This is a genomic window from Streptomyces sp. NPDC028289, from assembly GCF_055565975.1.
On sequence record NZ_JBVHTI010000001.1, the window covers coordinates 1038877 to 1057024 of the forward strand.

Sequence of the window (18148 nt, forward strand, 5' to 3'; positions counted from 1 at the left end):
CCCGCTCACGCCCCCTTCAGGACGGCGTCGTAGGACACCCCGGTGAGCCGCTCCGAGGCGTCCCAGAGCCGCCTGGCCATGGTGTCGTCGCGGGTCCAGGGCGCCCGCCAGGAGGGGGCCGGCGCCCCGCGCCACATCGCGACGGCCGGACCGGTGAAGGAGTCGGACCGTACGCCGGGGGCGGTGGCCGCGTACAGCGTGGGCAGGGCCCCGGCCTCGGCGGACTGGGCGAACACGAGGTTCGCGGCCGTCATCGCCCGCTCGGCGGCGCGCCGCCCCTCGGCGCGGGGTCCGGCGGTCTGCAGGTTGGTGGCGGCGTAGCCGGGGTGCGCGGCGGCGGCGACCAGGCCGGGGCCGCGGGCGGCGTCGGCGCGCCGGGCGAGTTCGTGGACGAAGAGCAGGTTGGCGCTCTTGGACCGCCCGTACGCGACCCAGCGCCGGTAGCGCCGCCGGCTGTCGAGGTCGCCGAGGTCCACGTTGGCCAGGACGTGCATCATGCTGGAGACGGTGACGACACGGGCGCCGGGGGTGCGCAGCAGGACGGGCAGGAGCAGTCCGGTGAGCGCGAAGTGCCCGAGGTGGTTGACGCCGAACTGCGTCTCGAACCCGTCCGCGGTGGTCCCGTACGGCGGTGCCATCACCCCGGCGTTGTTGACGAGGAGATCGAGCCGGTCGTACCGGAACGAGGCGGCGAAGTCCCGTACGGACGCCAGATCCCCGAGATCGAGCCGCCCGAACTCGATGTGGGCGTCGGGTACTTCGGCGGCCATCCGGTCCCCCGCCGCGTTCCCCCGCCGCTCGTTCCGGCAGGCGAGCACGACCCGCGCGCCCTTGCGCGCCAGCTCCCGGGCGGTGACGTACCCGAGCCCGCTGTTGGCCCCGGTGACGACGGCGACGCGCCCGGCGAGGTCCGGGATGTCGCCGCTGCTCCAGCCGCTGCTCATGGGGGCGCCCTTCACAGGTGGGGTCCGTGGTGCGGCCAGCCTACGAGCGCGGGGCGCGGGACGGCACCGGACGCGGCCGTACGCCGCACGCCGTACCCCTGGGCCGCGTAGGGTGCCAGGATGATCGGCATTCCGGAGGCACTGGTACGGGGCACGATCGACCGCGAGGGTGACCGCGGAGCGGCCTGGATCGCCGGACTCCCGGCGACGGTCGAGGACCTGCTGCGGCGCTGGGACTGCGTGCCCGACGGCGAAGTGACGCACGGCGGTGTGGGCGTGATCGTCCCGGTCCGCCTGCGGTCCTCGGGCCGCCCCTGCGTCGTCAAGGTGTCCTTCCCCCACCCCGGCAACGTCCACGAGCCGGACGCGTTCGAGGCGTGGGCGGGCCGTGGCGCGGTCCTCCTCCACCGGCGCGACGACGCCCGCTTCGCCCTCCTCCTGGAGCGGGCCCACGTGTCGACGCTGGCGGCGCTGGAGCCCGACGACGAGACGGTGATGACGATCGCGGGCCGCCTGAACCACCGCCTCGCCGTCCCGGCACCACCGGGCCTGCCCCGGCTGCGGGACCGCGCCGACGGATGGGCGGCGGAGCTGCGCGAGAACGCCGCCGAACTGCCCCACGCACTGCCGCCCCGCGCGCTGGAGGCGGCCGTCGCCACCACCCGCGAACTGGGCCGGGCCCAGCCGGACACCCTCGTCCACGGCGACCTGCACGCACGCAACATCCTGCGGGCGGACCGGGAACCGTGGCTGGCGGTCGACCCGAAGGGCTGTGCGGGGGACCCGGCGTACGACGGCGGCACCCTCCTCAAGTCCCGCGCGCTGAACCTCATGCGGTCCGACGACCTCCCGAAGACCGCGCGCCGCCTCCTGGACGTGTTCGCCGAGGCCGCGGAGCTCGACCGCGAACGCGTGCGCCGCTGGGCCCAGTTGCACGCCGTCCAGGCGGCGTTCTGGGGCCGCCGGCACGGCTTCCGCATCGCACGGTCGGGCCCCCGGCTCGACCGCATCACCCAGTGCGCCGACAGACTGGCGGAGGCACTGGCCGTCTAGCCGGAGGCGGTCGCCCCTCGGCTCGCTCTCCCGTCACCGCCGCCCGCCGAACTCCCAGTCGTGCACCTCGACGTCCGCGTACCGCACCGGCGCCAGCACCCCCAGCGCCTCGTCCCGGTCCGTGGCCCGGACCAGCGCCGCCGTGCCGATCCAGGTGGTGCCGTCGTCGGACAGCAGCGGGCCGAAGGCGATCAGGTCGTCGTGGCCGGTGCAGGCCGGCAGGCCACCGGGGCCGGGGAGGGTGCCGTCAGTGCCGTCGTGCGCCGGGCCCAGGCCGAGCACCAGGTACCGGTTGCCGTCGCTCCGGCCGCCGGGGAACTCCCACATGGTGCGCCCCAGCAGGTTGCGCCACCGCCGCAGCAGCACGTCCCGGTACACGCCGGCCTGGTAGTTGGGCTCGTCGAAGGCGAACGCGCGGGCGGCGGCGGGTCCGGGCAGGTCGACGACGTGCACACTCCCGCTCGGCACCTCGGCGTCGGCCGCGAACGTCGGCCCCCGGGCGATCAGCTCGGCCGCGTAGCCGTCCATGTAGGCCCAGTGGTCCTCCACCAGCTCCGTACGCAACGCGACAGAGCCGGCACGGTCACGGTGGTAACAGAAGAACTCCATGACCGCGGAGCCTTCCGCAGGACGGCCCAGCCCCTCAACACGGTTTCCCCGGCCTTGCCCGAGGCGGGCGCCGTCAACCCCTCACGACCCCGCGCAACAGCAGGTCGACGAGCCGGAGGGCCAGTTCGCGCTGTCCCTCGTGCGCCGCCATCAGGCTGATCCCCCCGAGCGCCATCAGCACATCACGCGCGTCCACCCCCGGCCGCGCCACCGGCGTCCCCTCCGCCGCGCCCAGCAGGCGGGCGATCGCATCGACCAGGAGCGTCCGGGTGTGCAGCTTCTCGCTCTCGTCGGTCAGGATCACCCGCAACGCGTCGGCCATCCCCTGCTTCGCCGCCATGAAGTCGATGAAGCGCTCCATCCACGTCCGCAGCGCCTCCACCGCCGGCAGCGCGGCCGCCAGTTCGTCCGCCGCCTCGCACAGGCGCTGCACCTCGTGCCGGTAGACCGCCTCGATGAGCAGCTCCTTCGACGGGAACCGGCGATAGAGCGTGCCGACGCCGACGCCCGCCCGGCCGGCGATGTCCTTGACCGAGGCGCCCGCCCCCTCCCGGGCGAACGCCGCTGCCGCCGCCTCCAGCAGCCGGTCCTCGTTGCGCTGCGCGTCCGCGCGCAACGGCCTGCGGGACGCCGCCGCGCCCCCGTCGGTGCCGCTCAACCCAGACCCCTCCCCGTCACCGCCGCTTGCAACCGGAACCAGTTCCGCTTACCGTCGAAGCGCGAACCGGAACCAGTTCCGGATACGAGGGTACGACGGCCCCTGCCCACCCGCCACCGGCCGCGCCCGCACGAGTCCCCTCCCACCACCCGCCTGGAGAACCTCATGTCCCGCCCCCTCTTCACCACCCCCTTCGGAGCCCTGAGCACCGCCGCCGAGGTGCTCTCGGGCGTCGACCTCAGCGGCAGGCGTGCCGTCGTCACCGGCGGCGCCTCCGGCATCGGACGCGAGACCGCCCGCGTGCTCGGTGCCGCCGGCGCCGAGGTCACCATCGGCGTCCGCGACCTGGCGGCAGGCATCCGGGCCGCCGAGGAGATCGCCCCTGCGAGCGGACCGGGCAGCGTACGCGCCGCCCTCCTCGACCTCGCCGACCAGCGCTCCGTGCGCGCCTTCACCGACGCCTGGCAGGGCCCGCTGCACATCCTCGTGCTCAACGCCGGGGTCATGGCCACGCCGCTGCAGCGGACGCGGGAGGGCTGGGAGATGCAGTTCGCCACCAACCACCTCGGCCACTTCGCCCTCGCCACCGGCCTGCACGGGGCCCTCGCCTCGGCCCACGGCGCGCGCGTCGTCGCGGTCAGCTCGGTCGGCCACGTCAACGGCGACATCGACTTCGACGACATCGGCTTCGAGCGGCGCCCCTACGACCCGTGGGCGGCCTACAGCCAGTCCAAGACGGCGAACGTCCTGTTCACCGTCGAGGCGGCCCGCCGCTGGGCCCCGGACCTGATCACCGTCAACGCACTCAACCCCGGCCGTATCACCAGCACCCGGCTCGGCCGCCACGTCGGGGACATCTCCAACAGCCCGGCCTCGTTCGGCGCCACCAGCACCGACGTGTCGTGGAAGAACATCGAGCAGGGCGCCGCCACGTCGGTGCTGCTCGCCGCCTCCCCCCTGGTCGAGGGCGTGACCGGCCGGTACTTCGAGGACTGCGACGAGGCCGGCCCCCACCGGCCCGGCGTCCGCCGGGGGGTCGCCGCCCACGCCCTGGATCCCGACCACGCGGCCCTCCTGTGGCGGCTCTCCGCCGACCTGCTCACCGCTCCGGCCGCCGCCTGAGGCCCAGGCGGCCCTACGGCCGCAACGCCACCCCCACCGCCACGCCCAGCCTGCGCACGAACTCCGTGCGGTCGGCGACCCGGTGTTTCCAGCCCTCTCCGGCCGCCTGCAGGACCTCGGCGATCTGCCGCGGTGTGACGGTGCCGGGGACGGGCCGGCCGGAGTCGGCGATCGCCTTCGCGAGCGTGTCGAGGACGGCGTCCCGGTAGTCGTCGTAGAGGTCGTGGAGCTGCGCGGTCCCGTGCTCCAGCAGGTCGTCGACGCCCTCGTCGAGGTGCGTGCCGACGTACCGGCCGAGGCTCGCGTCGAGCGCGGCCACCAGACGGGTGCCGAGGTCGGCGCCGGGTGCGTCCAGTGCCGTGCGGACGTCCGCCAGCGCCCGGTCCAGCTCCTGCCGCACGGTCTCGCGGAACAGCTCCTCCTTGCCGGAGAAGAGGAAGTACAGGCCGGGGCGGGAGATGTCGGCGGCCCGGGCCACCGCGTCCATCGACGTCCTGCGATAGCCGAACGTGGCGAAAACGGTCAGCGCCGCCGCGAGCACCTGCTCGCGGCGGCGGGTGTCCCCTCGGGGCGCGGTCATCTGCGCACCATACCCAAGGGGCATGGTGTACACGTTTCGTTGATTCTGTTCATCGCAGGGCCGGCTGCCGACGGCCTGTCGCAGCGGCCGCGGTGCCGGTCAGACGACGCGCCGCAGCGCCTTGGGGGTGAGGTCGGCGAGGGTCGGGTAGCCGTCGACGGCCATGATCAGGTCGGCCTCGGCGAGCAGCGCCCGCAGGACGTGGACGAGGCCGGGCTCACCGCCGCCTGCGAGGCCGTACGCGTAGGGACGGCCGACGCCCACGGCGGTGGCGCCCAGCGCGACCGCCTTGACGATGTCGGCACCCGTGCGGACACCGGAGTCGAACAGGACGGGCAGGCCGTCGGCGGCCTCGACCACCTCCGGCAGCACGTCGAGGGCGGGCAGGCCGCCGTTGGCCTGGCGGCCGCCGTGGTTGGAGCAGTAGACGCCGTCCACGCCGGCGTCCTTGGCCCGGCGGACGTCCTCGGGATGGCAGAGGCCCTTGAGGATCAGCGGCAGATCGGTGATCGACCGCAGCCAGGGCAGGTCGTCCCAGGTGAGCGGGTTGCCGAAGATCCCCGCCCAGAGCGCGACGGCGGCCTGCGGGTCGTCCTCGGGGTTCTTGCCGAGGTGGGCGCGGAAGACGGGGTCGCCGGTGTAGTTGGCCAGGCAGTTCCCGCGCAGCTGCGGGAAGTTGCTGGTGCTCAGGTCGCGGGGCCGCCAGCCCGTGATCCAGGTGTCGAGGGTGACCACGATCCCCTTGAAGCCGGCCTTCTCGGCCCGGTGCACCAGACTCTCGGCCAGTTCGCGGTCGGTGGGGGTGTAGAGCTGGAAGAACCCCGGGGTGTCCCCGAACTCGGCGGCCACCTGCTCCATCGGGTCGACGGTCAGCGTGGAGGCGACCATCGGTACGCCGGTACGGGCCGCGGCGCGGGCGACGGCGAGGTCACCGTGACCGTCCTGCGCGCACAGCCCGATCACCCCGACCGGGGCCATGAACAGCGGCGAGGGCAGCCGCATCCCGAACAGCTCGACGGACAGGTCCCGCTCCGTGGCCCCCACCAGCATGCGCGGCACCAGCCCCCAGCGGTCGAACGCGCCGACGTTGGCCCGCTGCGTCCGCTCGTCACCGGCGCCGCCCGCGACGTACGACCGCACCGCAGGGGGCATCGCGGCCAGGGCCAGCGGCTCCAGATCGTCGTACGACATCGGGAACCGCGGCACCACTCCGCGCAGCCCGTCGAGGTAGATCTCGTTCTGGTAGTCGGCGAACGCCATGTTCCCGCCCTTCTTCACGACTGCGCCCGCGGGGTGCGGGTCCCTGGAGGTCCACAATGGGAGAGTGGCGCACAACGGCTTCGAAACGCAGGATTCCGGCCCGGATGGCGAGAGAGCGCAGGATGCTGCCACCAGCGCGGGCGTACCGGCCCTGCTGAGCGAGGACGAGCTGGCGCTGATCAACGCGCTGCAGCTGAGCCCGCGCGCCTCCTGGACCGAACTGGGACACGCCCTGGGCGTCGACCCGGTCACGGTGGCCCGCCGCTTCCACCGCCTCTCCGCGCAGGGCACGGCCTGGGTCGGGTTCTCGCCCGGCCCGCGCCTGCTGGAGCAGATCTGTGTGGCGTACGTCGTGATCGACTGCGCTCCGGGAACCACGGCCCGGGTCGCCGGGGCCCTGGGCGCCCACCCGCACATGGTGACGATCGAGCGGACGGCTTCGGGCCACGACATCCTCGCCACGGTCGCCACCCGCGACCTGCCGGCCCTGTCCCGCTACACCCTCGACCTGCTGCCCCGGCTGCCGGGCATCACCGCCGTACGGTCCCGGATCGTCACCCACATGTTCACCGAGGGCGGCCACTGGCGCATCGCCGCCCTGGCCCCGGCCCAGCGCGCCCGGCTGACGGCGCGGACACCCGCTCCCGTCGCGCGGCAGACAGCCCACCGGCAGCTCACCTCCTTCGACCGCGCCCTCTCCCTCCGCCTCGCCCACGACGGCCGCGCGCCCTACCAGTCCCTGGCACGGGACCTCGGCGTCAGTCTCTCCACCGCCAAACGCCGCGTCGAGGCCCTCATCCGCCGCGGCCTGCTCCGCTTCCGCTGCGACTTCGCCCGCCCCCTCGGCGGCTGGCCGGTCGCCGTCACCTTCTGGGCCAGGGTGCCGCCCGCCGACCTCCCCGGGGTCGGCCAGTCCCTCATCCGCCTCCCCGAGACCCGCAACTGCGCCGCCGTCAGCGGCCCGCAGAACCTCGTCCTCCAGGCCAGCCTGCACTCGGTCAGCGACATCCTCCGCCTGGAGACCCAGCTGGCGACGGCCCACCCGACCCTCGACATCGCGGACCGGGTCGTCACCCTGCGCCAGGACAAGCTCCTCGGCCGCCTCCTGGACGCGCACGGCCGCTCCGTGGGCGTGGTACCGGCGGACCTGTGGGCGGAACCGCCCGTGTAGCCGGGCCTCGGCGCCCGTCGGCGGGCTGTCGTAGAGTTCGCCGTGGTGGGGACGCGACGGCGTTCGAGGGGGGAGCCTGCCGTGGGCATGCCGAAGAAGGACCCGAAGAAGGATCCGAAGAGGGACCGGCCGGTACCGGTACCGATGAGCCCCGAGCAGATGATCGCGGAGGCGCGGAAGGCGTTCTTCGTGATGTTCGGCCTGCTCGCGGTCGTCTGGCTGGTGCAACTGGCCAACTTCTCCGACCACTACGCCCTCTCCCGGGACTACGCGGTGGTCTCCGGCGACGTCGGCACCCTGCCCGACATCCTGGTCGCGCCGCTGCTGCACTGGAGCTGGGCGCACATCGAGAGCAACTCCGGCCCCCTGTTCGTCTTCGGCTTCCTCGCCGCCTACCGGGGAGTGGCGCGGTTCCTCGGCCTCACCCTGCTGATCGCGCTGAGCAGCGGCCTGGTGGTCTGGTTCTTCGAGCACGGGGACGTGGCGACGGTCGGCGCCAGCGGCCTGATCTTCGGGTACTTCGGCTACGTCGTCGTACGGGGACTCTTCGACCGGCACCTGATCGACACGCTGGTCGGGATCGTCATGGGCGCGTCCTTCGCCTACCTCCTCACCGTGGCCGTACCCGGCACCCCCGGCGTGAGCTGGCTCGGCCACCTCGGCGGGCTGCTCGGGGGCCTGCTGGGAGCCTGGCTCTTCCGCGACCGCCGCGCACCACGGGCGGCCACCGGCGGCATCACGCCCCGGACGCCGGCCGGCGGCGACGCCCCACAGCCCGGCCCCGGTTCCCCGCGCTCCGACCTGTACAAGGAACTCGACGACCTCGGGCTGCTCTGACCGCCCGCGCATTCCTCACGGAGGTCCTGTGACACCGAGTCCGCGCGACGTCTTCCTCCGGCTTGTCCACGGCGTCGCCGACGGGAACGTCGAAGAGCTGCCCGGCCTGTACGCCGAGGCCACCGACGTCCGGCATCCGATGGCGACGCCGGAGTCCGAGCCGTTGTCGAGCCGGCGTGCGCTCCAGGAGCACTTCACGCTGCCGCCGGGGGGCCGGGAGTCGCTGCCGAGGCGACGGGTCGTCGACGTCGTCGTCCACGAGACCGCCGATCCCGAGGTGATCGTGGCGGAGTTCGCCTACGAGTTCACTGGGCCGGACGGCGCCACGAGCAAGGTGCCCTGCGTCTTCGTCATGCGGGTCCGGGACGGCCGGATCGTCGAGTCACGCGACTACATCGACCCGATCCGTACGTACACGGCACGCGGGGACCTCGACCTCCTCATCACGTCACTGCGAAAGGACGCCTCCTGACGCGACCGGGGACCGCATGCCGAGCCACTGCTCGGCGCCCCAGGCCTCGAACCGCTCCACTTCGGTGAATCCGAGCCTCGCCGCGAGACGCATCGAGGCGACGTTGGCGGTCTGGGTGTGGAGCACCACCGGCTCTCCGGGAAGCGCGCCGGCGAGCCAGCCGAGGGCCGCCGCGCACGCCTCCGCGGCGTACCCGCGTCCCCACGCCCGCGGCAGGAACAGGTAGCCGAGATCGGCCTTGCCCGCGGCAGCCGGGCGGCCGTGTCCCGGCACCCTCCTGAGCAGGATCTGGCCGATCATCGCCCCGTCGAGCTCGACGACGAAGCTCCCGGGCCGCCGCTCGGGCACCCCGGACATCTCGCGCTCGACCTCGTCCCGCGGCCGCGGCCCGCCGAGGTAGGTGTGCACCTCGGGCGAGGCGAACAGCTCGACGAACGCCGCACGGTCCCGGGCCTCGGACTCACGAAGCACCAGCCGCTCGGTCCGGATCGGCTCGGGCGGCCACGCCACGGGGTTCAGATCTTCCATCCGCGCACGCTAACAGGTCGTCAAACCCCCTTTTCACACGCCCGAAGGGGCGGCACCCCCGCACAGGGTGCCGCCCCTCTTCTTGCGTGCCGGGGCCGCCGTCCATCGGTCTTGAGGGTCGGGGACGGACGGCGGACCCGGGGTTCGCGGGAGGCCTGCGAGGGCCTCAGCGGTGGTCGCTGCCCGCCGACTCGGTCGCCGCGCGGCCCGCCTCCAGGCGGGCCACCGGGATGCGGAAGGGGCTGCAGGAGACGTAGTCCAGGCCCACCTCGTGGAAGAAGTGGACGGACTCCGGGTCGCCGCCGTGCTCGCCGCAGACGCCGAGTTTCAGGTCGGGGCGGGTGGCGCGGCCGGCCTTCGCCGCGGCTGCCACCAGGGAGCCGACGCCGTCCCGGTCGATCGTCTCGAAGGGGGAGACGCCGAAGATGCCCTTCTCCAGGTAGGCCGTGAAGAAGGAGGCCTCGACGTCGTCGCGGCTGAAGCCCCAGACGGTCTGGGTCAGGTCGTTCGTGCCGAAGGAGAAGAACTCCGCCGCCTCCGCGATCTGGGCCGCCGTCAGGGCGGCCCGCGGGAGTTCGATCATCGTGCCGATCGACAGCTTCAGGCTGGTGCCCGTCGCCGCCTCGACCTCCGCGATGACCTGGTCGGCCTCCTCGCGGACGATCTCCAGCTCCTGGACCGTGCCGACCAGCGGGATCATGATCTCGGCCCGCGGGTCGCCCTTGGCGTTCTTGCGTTCCGCGGCGGCCTCGGCGATGGCACGGACCTGCATCGTGAACAGGCCGGGGATGACCAGGCCGAGGCGTACGCCGCGCAGGCCCAGCATCGGGTTCTGCTCGTGCAGGCGGTGGACCGCCTGGAGGAGGCGGAGCTCGTTCTCGTGGGGTTCCTGGCGGGACTCCGCGAGGGCCACGCGGACCGAGAGCTCCGTGATGTCCGGGAGGAACTCGTGCAGCGGCGGGTCGAGGAGGCGGACCGTGACCGGAAGGCCGTCCATCGCCGAGAAGAGCTCGACGAAGTCCTTCTTCTGGAGCGGGAGAAGGGCGTTCAGGGCCTCCTCGCGGTCCTCCTGGGTGTCCGCCAGGATCAGGCGTTCCACCAGTTCGCGGCGGTCGCCGAGGAACATGTGCTCGGTGCGGCACAGGCCGATGCCCTGGGCGCCGAAGCGGCGGGCGCGCAGGGCGTCCTCGGCGTTGTCGGCGTTGGCGCGCACCCGCAGCCGGCGCTTGCGGTCCGCGAAGGCCATGATGCGGTGGACCGCCTCGACCAGCTCGTCGGCGTCCTGGGCGCCCGCGTGCATCCGGCCCTCGAAGTACTCGACGACCGGGGAGGGTACGACGGGTACCTCGCCCAGGTAGACCTTGCCGGAGGAGCCGTCGATGGAGATGACGTCGCCCTCCTCGACCACGTGGCCGCCGGGGACGGTCATGCGGCGGCGCTTGGTGTCGACCTCGAGCTCCTCGGCGCCGCACACACACGTCTTGCCCATGCCGCGGGCGACCACGGCCGCGTGGGAGGTCTTGCCGCCGCGGGAGGTGAGGATGCCCTCCGCCGCGATCATGCCGTCGAGGTCGTCGGGGTTGGTCTCGCGGCGGACCAGGATGACCTTCTCGCCCGAGCGGGACCACTTCACCGCGGTGTACGAGTCGAAGACGGCCTTGCCGACCGCCGCGCCCGGCGAGGCGGCGATGCCGCGGCCGACCTGCTGGGCCTTGGCCTGCTCGTCGAAGCGGGGGAACATCAGCTGGGCGAGCTGGGCGCCCGTGACGCGCTGGAGGGCCTCGGTCTCGTCGATCAGGCCCTGGTCGACCAGCTGGGTCGCGATCCGGAAGGCCGCGCCCGCCGTGCGCTTGCCGACCCGGGTCTGGAGCATCCACAGCTGACCGCGCTCGATCGTGAACTCGATGTCGCAGAGGTCCTTGTAGTGGTTCTCCAGCGTCTCCATGATCTGCATCAGCTGGTCGTACGACTTCTTGTCGATGTTCTCCAGCTCGGCCAGCGGGACCGTGTTGCGGATGCCCGCGACCACGTCCTCGCCCTGGGCGTTCTGGAGGTAGTCGCCGTAGACGCCCTGGTGGCCGGAGGCGGGGTCCCTCGTGAACGCCACGCCGGTACCCGAATCCGGGCCGAGGTTGCCGAAGACCATGGAGCAGACGTTGACGGCCGTGCCGAGGTCGCCGGGGATGCGCTCCTGGCGGCGGTAGAGCTTGGCGCGGTCGGTGTTCCAGGAGTCGAAGACCGCGCGGATGGCGAGGTCCATCTGCTCGCGCGGGTCCTGCGGGAACTCCCGCCCGGCCTCCGCCTTGACGATCTTCTTGAACCTGGTGACGAGCTTCTTGAGGTCGGCCGCCTCCAGCTCCGTGTCGACGGTGACCTGCTTGGCCTCCTTCGCCGCGTCCAGCGCCTCCTCGAAGAGCTCACCGTCGACGCCGAGGACCGTCTTGCCGAACATCTGGATGAGGCGGCGGTAGGAGTCCCACGCGAAGCGGTCGTCGCCGGCCTGCTTGGCCAGGCCCTGCACGGACTTGTCGGAGAGGCCGATGTTCAGGACCGTGTCCATCATGCCGGGCATGGAGAACTTGGCGCCGGAGCGGACCGAGACCAGGAGCGGGTCGTCGGCCTGGCCGAGCTTCTTGCCCATCCGCTCTTCGAGGGCGTCGAGGTGCGCACTCACCTCGTCACGCAGTGCCGTCGGCTCCTCGCCGCTGTCGAGGTAGACCTTGCAGGCTTCCGTCGTGATGGTGAAGCCCGGGGGAACGGGGAGCCCCAGGTTGGTCATCTCGGCGAGGTTCGCGCCCTTGCCGCCCAGGAGGTCCTTGAGGTCCTTGTTTCCCTCGGTGAAGTCGTAAACGAACTTCGCCGCGTGGGGTTCTTTGTTTTCCGACACGGGTCTCGACTCCCTGGAAGACTCGGTGGCTGCCCTGACGGCCAGGAACATACCCAGATCGAAGGCGCCTGGGTACGTCTACTTGTGTGTCATGCGCCCGTAACCAGTCGTCCGCCACCGGATCGAAAGTCAAAGCTTGGCAAGCGGAGACCGGCTCGTGTTTTCACTTCTTGAACACATGACCGCTCAGCACCGCACCTTTCCGCTCACTTGAGCAGCCATACCGCACACCTGATTTCGATCGATGAACGATCAAGGGGTGGCACCCAGTGCCACCCCTTGGAGAAGTGCAGTCGCCCATGATCCGCTCATCTGAGCGTGACCCTTATCAAGGGTGGCGAGAATCACGCTGCCACAGACCGCCGGAGTTCACCATGCGGACGCGGGGGCGGACACCAGAACGCGCCGGAAACGCGCCGGTCACACGCCCAGCGCGAGCAACCGCTCCTCGACCCGCTCCGGCGCGTACAGGTACTCCACGACCATTGCCCCGGCCCCGACCAGCCCGGCCCGCTCCCCCAGCCGCGACGTCACGACGTCCAGATGAGCGGTGGAGCGCGGCAGCGCCCGCTGGTAGAGCAGTTCGCGCACGCCGGTGAGGAACGGGGTGCCCGCGAGATCGCCCGCGATCATCAGGACGCCCGGGTTGAGGAGGGTCACGACCGTCGCCAGCACGTCTCCGACCATGCGGCCGGCCTCCCGCGCCAGCGCGGCCGCCTCCGGGTGGCCCGAGGCGAGCAGGTCGCGCACGTCCGAGCCGGAGGAGGCCGGAATCCCCGCCTCCGTCAGCCGCCGGGCCACGGCACCGCCGCTGGCGACCGCAGCGAGGCAGCCGTACGAACCGCACCGGCACTGCGCCTCCGCGCCCACCCGGATGTGGCCGATGTCCCCGGCGCCGCCGTCGACGCCCCGGTAGATCGCGCCGTCCACCACGACCCCGGCGCCGATACCCGTCGAGACCTTGACCAGGACGAACGCGGAGCAGTCCGGGTATGCCGTGCACTGCTCCCCGTACGCCATCAGGTTCGCGTCGTTGTCCACCAGGACCGGGACGGCCGGCCCGCCCGTGTGCTCCGTGAACGCCCTGGCCAGCCGGCCCCTTATGTCGTAGCCGTCCCAGCCCGGCATGATCGGCGGCTGGACCACCCGGCCGGTGTCCATGTCGACCGGCCCCGGCACCGCGAGGCCGATCCCGCACACCTCCGTCGCACGGTGGCCGGCCTTCTCCAGCAACTCGGCGAACCAGCGCCCGAGTTCGCCGAGCACGGCGTCCGGACCGTCCTGGATGACCAGCGTGCCGGAGTGCTCGGCGAGGATCTCGCCGGTGAGCGTGAGCACGGCGGCGCGGGCGTGCCGGGTCTCCAGGTCGGCGGCGAGGACGACCGCGTGGGAGTCGTCGAACTCGAGGGTGATGGAAGGGCGTCCGCCCAGCGGGGAGTCGACCGGGCCGCCGGCGCCCTCGCGCAGCCAGCCGGCGCGGAACAGCCGGTCCAGGCGGTGACCGACGGTCGCGCGGGAGAGCCCGGTGGCCTGCTGGAGCGCTCCGCGCGTCACGGCCCGCCCGTTGCGCACCAGTTCGAGCAGATCTCCGGCGCTCGCCTGTCCGCCGCCCTTGCCGGTCCTGCCGGGACGTCCGGTCATGCGCACCCCCTTGTGTTTCTCAAGCTTGCATTACATATTGAGTTTTGCGTGTTAAATAGACGTAACCCTACGGTAGCCACTGCCAAACCCGGCCGGCCGGACGTCTTCGGGGAGTCCCGAGTGGATCGCACTGCCCAGCTCACCACCCATGCGCTCGATCGCGGTATTGCATACGATCCGCCGTCCACCCGCGCCGTACCCAGCGCCGGCGCACGACGGTCGCTGCACGTCAGAGCCGCACAGGTGCTCGACGACAACTGGACCGGCAGTTCGACCGTGCCCTCCCGGAGCCTGTATCCGCACCAGTGGTCGTGGGACTCGGCGTTCATCGCGATCGGTCTCAGGCACCTCTCGCCGCTGCGCGCGCAGACGGAGCTGGAGACGCTGCTGGCCGCCCAGTGGGGCGACGGGCGGATCCCGCACATTGTGTTCAACCCCTCCGTGCCCCTCGACGCGTACTTCCCGAGCCCCGACTTCTGGCGCTCCTCGACCGCGGGGCGCGCTGCGGGCGCCCCGCGCACCGTACAGACCTCCGGGATCGTGCAGCCGCCGGTGCACGCGCTGGCGGCCTGGCTGGTGCACCTCGCCGACCCGGGCCTGTCGCGTGCACGGGGCTTCCTGGCCGGCGTCTACCCGCGGCTCGCCGCCTGGCACCGCTACCTGCTGCACCGGCGCGACCTGGGCGGAGGCGGGCTGGCGTCCGTCGTGCACCCCTGGGAACAGGGTATGGACAACAGCCCCTGCTGGGACGCCCCGCTCGCCCGGGTCGCGCCCGCCCCGGCCCGCTCCTTCCGGCGCGCCGACCTGGACCACGGCGCCGCCGAGGACCGGCCGACGGACCTGGACTACGGGCGGTACGTGCGGCTGGCGGCCGACTACCGGGACGCCGGATACGCCGACCGGACCAGGGACTTCGCCGTCGAGGACCCCGCCTTCAACGCGCTGCTCATCGCCTCCGAGCACGCCCTCGCCCGCATCGCGCGGGAACTGGGCGCGCCCGGCACGGCCCGGCACGCGCGGGCGGAACGGCTGACGGAGGCGCTGGTGGACCGGCTGTGGGACCCGGAGAAGGAGATCTTCCTCTGCCGGGACCTGCGGGACGGCACGGGCGGCTCGCTCATCCCCGAACGCGGGGTCTCCGGGCTGGTCCCGCTGCTCCTGCCCGGCCTGCCCCCGGAGATCGCCGCCGCGCTCGTCCGCACGCTGGACGGCCCGCACTTCGGCACCGGCTCCGGCCTGGTCCCCAGCTACGACCTGCTCGGCGAGGCCTTCGACCCGCACCGCTACTGGCGCGGCCCCGCCTGGTTCAACACCGGCTGGCTGCTGGAGCGGGGGCTGCGCGAGCAGGGCGAGCGGGAGCGGGCGGACGCGCTCGCCGGGGCGGTCGTACGGACGGCCGACGCGAGCGGGTTCGCCGAGTACGTCGACCCGTACACCGGCGAGGCGTGCGGCGCGACCGGGTTCGGCTGGACCGCGGCGCTCGCGCTGGACCTGCACCACCGGCGGCACGCCGCACCGCGCGAAGAGCCGCATGACGAACGTCAAAACCTGCACAAGAGCTGACAAAACGGGGTGTCTTCGGCGGACACCGCACGTTCGACCAGAGGGACGAAGGAGGGGACCGGGGATGACGGACCGGCATCATCTGCTCGTGCACGGCACGACGTTCGCGGCAGTGGACGACCGCGGCGACATCAGCGGCGTGCGGGGCGGCGGCTCCCCGGACGGGTTATTCGTACGGGACGCCCGGCACCTCAGCCGCTGGCAGCTGACGGTCGACGGGGCGCTGCCGGAGGTGCTCACGCCGGTCGCCGACGGGGACGGCACGCGCTGTGTGCTGGTCCCGCGCGGCGGCCGCCAGGAACCGCCCGCGCACACGCTCTTCCGGGAACAGGCCGTCGGCGACGGCTCGTTCGCCGAGTCCCTGCGGGTCACCAGCAACCGCCCGGTGCCGACCACGATCCGGCTCGCGATCACCGCCGACGCCGACTTCACCGACCAGTTCGAGCTCCGCGCCGACCACCGCACCTACACCAAGTCCGGCGCCGTCCGCTCCCGCCAGGTCCTCGACGACGGGCTGGAGTTCGGCTACCGCCGGGGCGAGTGGCGGTCCTGTACGACGATCACCGCCGAGCCGGCCCCGGACAGCGTGGAGGAGACCGGGACCGGCGCCCGGCGGATGGTGTGGACGCTGGAGCTGGAACCGCACGGCACCACCGAGCTGCTGGTCCGGGTGATGGCGCGCCCGCACGGCGACCGGCGGGCGCTGCGGGTGCCCCGCGACCCGGCCGCACTGAACGAACAGCTTCTCGCTCTGGAGGGCGAGTTCGTGGAGGGCGTGGCCTTCCCGACAGGCTGGCCGGAGCTGGCGGCGGCGTGCGCCCGCGGCCTCTCCGACCTCGCCGCGCTCCAGGTGCCGGCCACCGGACCGGACGGCGAGGAGCTCAGGGTCCCGGCGGCCGGGGCCCCCTGGTTCCTCACCCTGCTCGGCCGCGACGCCCTCCTCACCTCTCTCTTCGCCCTCCCCTACCGCCCGCGCCTGGCCGCCGCCACCCTGCCGGCCCTCGCCGCCACCCAGGCCACCGAGACCGGCGCGCACTCCGTGGCCCAGCCCGGGAAGATCGTCCACGAGGTGCGCCACGGCGAACTCGCCCACTTCGGGCAGGTGCCGTACGGGCGTTACTACGGATCGGTGGACGCGACACCGCTGTTCCTGATCCTGCTCGGCGCGTACGTGGAGCAGACCGGGGACGCGGAGACGGCCCGGCGGCTCGAACGCAACGCCCGCGCGGCCGTCGGCTGGATGCTCGACCACGGCGGGCTGACCTCGCGCGGCTACCTGGTCTACCGCGCGGACAAGGGCGGCCTCGCCAACCAGAACTGGAAGGACTCCCCCGGCGCGATCTGCTCCGCCGACGGCACCCGGCCGATGGGGACCGTGATGGCGGCGGGCGCCCAGGGGTACGCGTACGACGCGCTGCGCCGGACGGCGTGGCTGGCGCGGACCGCGTGGGCCGACGAGACGTACGCGGCGCTCCTGGAGCAGGCCGCCGCCGATCTGCGGGACCGGTTCCAGCAGGACTTCTGGATGCGGGAGGCGTCCTTCCCCGCGCTGGCCCTTGACGGGGAGGGCCGGCAGGTCGATGCGCTCGCCTCGGACGCCGGGCATCTGCTGTGGTCCGGGCTGCTGGACAAGGAGTACGGGGAGGTGGTCGGGCGGCGGTTGCTGGAGCCGGACTTCTTCTCCGGGTGGGGGGTGCGGACGCTGGCCGCGGGGCAGGCGGCGTACCACCCGCTGTCGTACCACCGCGGGTCGGTGTGGCCGCACGACAACGCGCTGATCGCGCTGGGGCTGGCCCGGTACGGGCTGCACGACGAGGCGCGGGCGGTGGCGCACGGGCTGGTGGACGCGGCGACGGCGGGCGGGCACCGGTTGCCGGAGGTGCTGGCCGGGTACGGGAGGGATTCGCATCCGGAGCCGGTGCCGTATCCGCATGCGTGCGTGCGGGAGTCCCGGTCGGCGGCGGCTCCGCTGGCGCTGCTCACTGCGGTGGGGGGCGCCTAGCATCGCGTTCGGCTGCGGGTCGGTGGGGGCTTGTCGCGCAGTTCCTCCCCCAGCCGAAGGCTGGGGATACCCCCAGCGCCCCTCACGGGGCGCTGCCGCAGCCGGATGCTGTGTTTGCCCGGTGTTTGCCGAATGGCCTGAACACGGACCTAAAGAGGGCCGTACGGAAATGTGGCGGGTTCGGCCTCCGAGCGTGGGCCCGCTTCCGTTTCACGGGTCGCGCACGGAAGGACCTCCGGGTTGTCTCAGCACACGAGCATTCGCCAGCCATCGGACACGCCGTCCGGGCCGTCCGAACGCGAAGCCCCGCCGGAGGAGTCCGAGGTACTGAAGTCCGAGCGGGAAGCGGCGCCCGGGACTCCCGAGCCCGATGCCGAGGCAGCGCCCGAGGCCGGAGCCACCTCTGAGGCCGAACCCGAGTCCATAGCCGTCTCCGAGACCGGCTCCGGATCCAAGGCCGACACCACCACCGAGGCCGATTCCGGATCCGAAGCCGACGCCACCACCGAGTCCGAAGCCGCCGTCGAAACCGGTCCCGAGGCCGCAGCCGAAGCCGGCACCGAGCCCGAAGCGGCTCCCAAGGCCGAAGCCACCTCCAAAGCCGAAGCCGCTCCCCAGACCGAAGCCGGATCCGAGGCCGAAGCAGCCGGCGAGACCGGAGCCGAGGCCGTCGCCGGAGTCGGGCAGGAATCCGGATCCGAACCCACTCCCGCCAACGACACCCCCCGACCCCGGCGGCGCGGCTGGGCCGCCTGGAGTGGGCGGGTTCGGGAGCGGCGGGAGGTGTGGCGCCACGCGCATCCCACCGCTGCCTCCGTGCT

The 18148-nt window shown here is 72.9% G+C and carries 15 protein-coding genes; 7 read left to right on the plus strand and 8 right to left on the minus strand.

All coding sequences use genetic code 11. From position 1 onward, the window contains the following. Nucleotides 1-5: 5 nt before the first annotated feature. A complete protein-coding gene (locus ACZ4UV_RS04550) occupies nt 6-944 on the minus strand; it encodes an oxidoreductase (RefSeq protein ID WP_467835784.1) in 939 nt (312 codons plus the stop codon). Between the two features lie 120 nt (nt 945-1064). On the opposite strand from ACZ4UV_RS04550, the gene ACZ4UV_RS04555 reads away from it, so the two are divergent. After that, nucleotides 1065-1997: an aminoglycoside phosphotransferase family protein gene (locus ACZ4UV_RS04555; protein WP_451016445.1), complete on the plus strand. Its 933-nt coding sequence runs from the start codon at nt 1065-1067 to the stop codon at nt 1995-1997. Nucleotides 1998-2030: 33 nt separating this feature from the next. On the opposite strand, the gene ACZ4UV_RS04560 is transcribed toward ACZ4UV_RS04555, so the two are convergent. Beyond that, nucleotides 2031-2606, minus strand: coding sequence for a YciI family protein (locus ACZ4UV_RS04560; protein WP_451016446.1), 576 nt, complete (start codon nt 2604-2606; stop codon nt 2031-2033). Nucleotides 2607-2679: 73 nt separating this feature from the next. Beyond that, nucleotides 2680-3264 (minus strand): TetR/AcrR family transcriptional regulator, encoded by a 585-nt coding sequence (locus ACZ4UV_RS04565; RefSeq protein ID WP_451016447.1) that lies wholly within the window; start codon nt 3262-3264, stop codon nt 2680-2682. 165 nt (nt 3265-3429) lie between these two features. On the opposite strand from ACZ4UV_RS04565, the gene ACZ4UV_RS04570 reads away from it, so the two are divergent. Next, nucleotides 3430-4386, plus strand: a complete 957-nt coding sequence (locus ACZ4UV_RS04570) for an SDR family NAD(P)-dependent oxidoreductase (protein WP_467835787.1) — start codon at nt 3430-3432, stop codon at nt 4384-4386. A 13-nt stretch (nt 4387-4399) separates the two neighbouring features. Here the strand turns inward: ACZ4UV_RS04570 and ACZ4UV_RS04575 are convergent, their stop codons facing one another. Together ACZ4UV_RS04575 and ACZ4UV_RS04580 are read right to left on the minus strand one after the other, a co-directional pair. Continuing rightward, nucleotides 4400-4966, minus strand: a complete 567-nt coding sequence (locus ACZ4UV_RS04575; protein ID WP_451016449.1) for a TetR/AcrR family transcriptional regulator — start codon at nt 4964-4966, stop codon at nt 4400-4402. A 99-nt stretch (nt 4967-5065) separates the two neighbouring features. Beyond that, nucleotides 5066-6226 carry a lactate 2-monooxygenase gene (locus ACZ4UV_RS04580; protein ID WP_467835789.1) on the minus strand — a complete coding sequence of 387 codons (1161 nt, stop codon included), beginning with the start codon at nt 6224-6226 and terminating at the stop codon, nt 5066-5068. Nucleotides 6227-6290: 64 nt separating this feature from the next. Between ACZ4UV_RS04580 and ACZ4UV_RS04585 the strand changes: the two genes are divergently transcribed. The 3 genes from ACZ4UV_RS04585 to ACZ4UV_RS04595 all read left to right on the plus strand — a co-directional run bounded on the left by ACZ4UV_RS04585 (nt 6291) and on the right by ACZ4UV_RS04595 (nt 8706). Further along, nucleotides 6291-7397 carry an Lrp/AsnC family transcriptional regulator gene (locus ACZ4UV_RS04585; protein ID WP_467835792.1) on the plus strand — a complete coding sequence of 369 codons (1107 nt, stop codon included), beginning with the start codon at nt 6291-6293 and terminating at the stop codon, nt 7395-7397. An 87-nt stretch (nt 7398-7484) separates the two neighbouring features. Then, nucleotides 7485-8234, plus strand: coding sequence for a rhomboid family intramembrane serine protease (locus tag ACZ4UV_RS04590; protein WP_467836551.1), 750 nt, complete (start codon nt 7485-7487; stop codon nt 8232-8234). A gap of 28 nt (nt 8235-8262) precedes the next feature. Then, nucleotides 8263-8706, plus strand: coding sequence for a nuclear transport factor 2 family protein (locus ACZ4UV_RS04595; protein ID WP_451016453.1), 444 nt, complete (start codon nt 8263-8265; stop codon nt 8704-8706). On the opposite strand, the gene ACZ4UV_RS04600 is transcribed toward ACZ4UV_RS04595, so the two are convergent. From ACZ4UV_RS04600 to ACZ4UV_RS04610, 3 genes are all read right to left on the minus strand, one after another. Next, nucleotides 8683-9234, minus strand: coding sequence for a GNAT family N-acetyltransferase (locus ACZ4UV_RS04600; RefSeq protein ID WP_467835794.1), 552 nt, complete (start codon nt 9232-9234; stop codon nt 8683-8685). The genes ACZ4UV_RS04595 and ACZ4UV_RS04600 overlap by 24 nt on opposite strands. Nucleotides 9235-9400: 166 nt before the next feature. Continuing rightward, nucleotides 9401-12121, minus strand: coding sequence for a pyruvate, phosphate dikinase (ppdK, locus tag ACZ4UV_RS04605; protein WP_467835795.1), 2721 nt, complete (start codon nt 12119-12121; stop codon nt 9401-9403). A gap of 420 nt (nt 12122-12541) precedes the next feature. Further along, nucleotides 12542-13762 (minus strand): ROK family transcriptional regulator, encoded by a 1221-nt coding sequence (locus ACZ4UV_RS04610; RefSeq protein WP_390040289.1) that lies wholly within the window; start codon nt 13760-13762, stop codon nt 12542-12544. A gap of 120 nt (nt 13763-13882) precedes the next feature. Between ACZ4UV_RS04610 and ACZ4UV_RS04615 the strand changes: the two genes are divergently transcribed. Continuing rightward, nucleotides 13883-15325 carry an MGH1-like glycoside hydrolase domain-containing protein gene (locus ACZ4UV_RS04615; protein WP_467835798.1) on the plus strand — a complete coding sequence of 481 codons (1443 nt, stop codon included), beginning with the start codon at nt 13883-13885 and terminating at the stop codon, nt 15323-15325. A 64-nt stretch (nt 15326-15389) separates the two neighbouring features. Beyond that, a complete protein-coding gene (locus ACZ4UV_RS04620; protein WP_467835800.1) occupies nt 15390-17327 on the plus strand; it encodes an amylo-alpha-1,6-glucosidase in 1938 nt (645 codons plus the stop codon). The last annotated feature ends 821 nt before the right edge of the window (nt 17328-18148 follow it).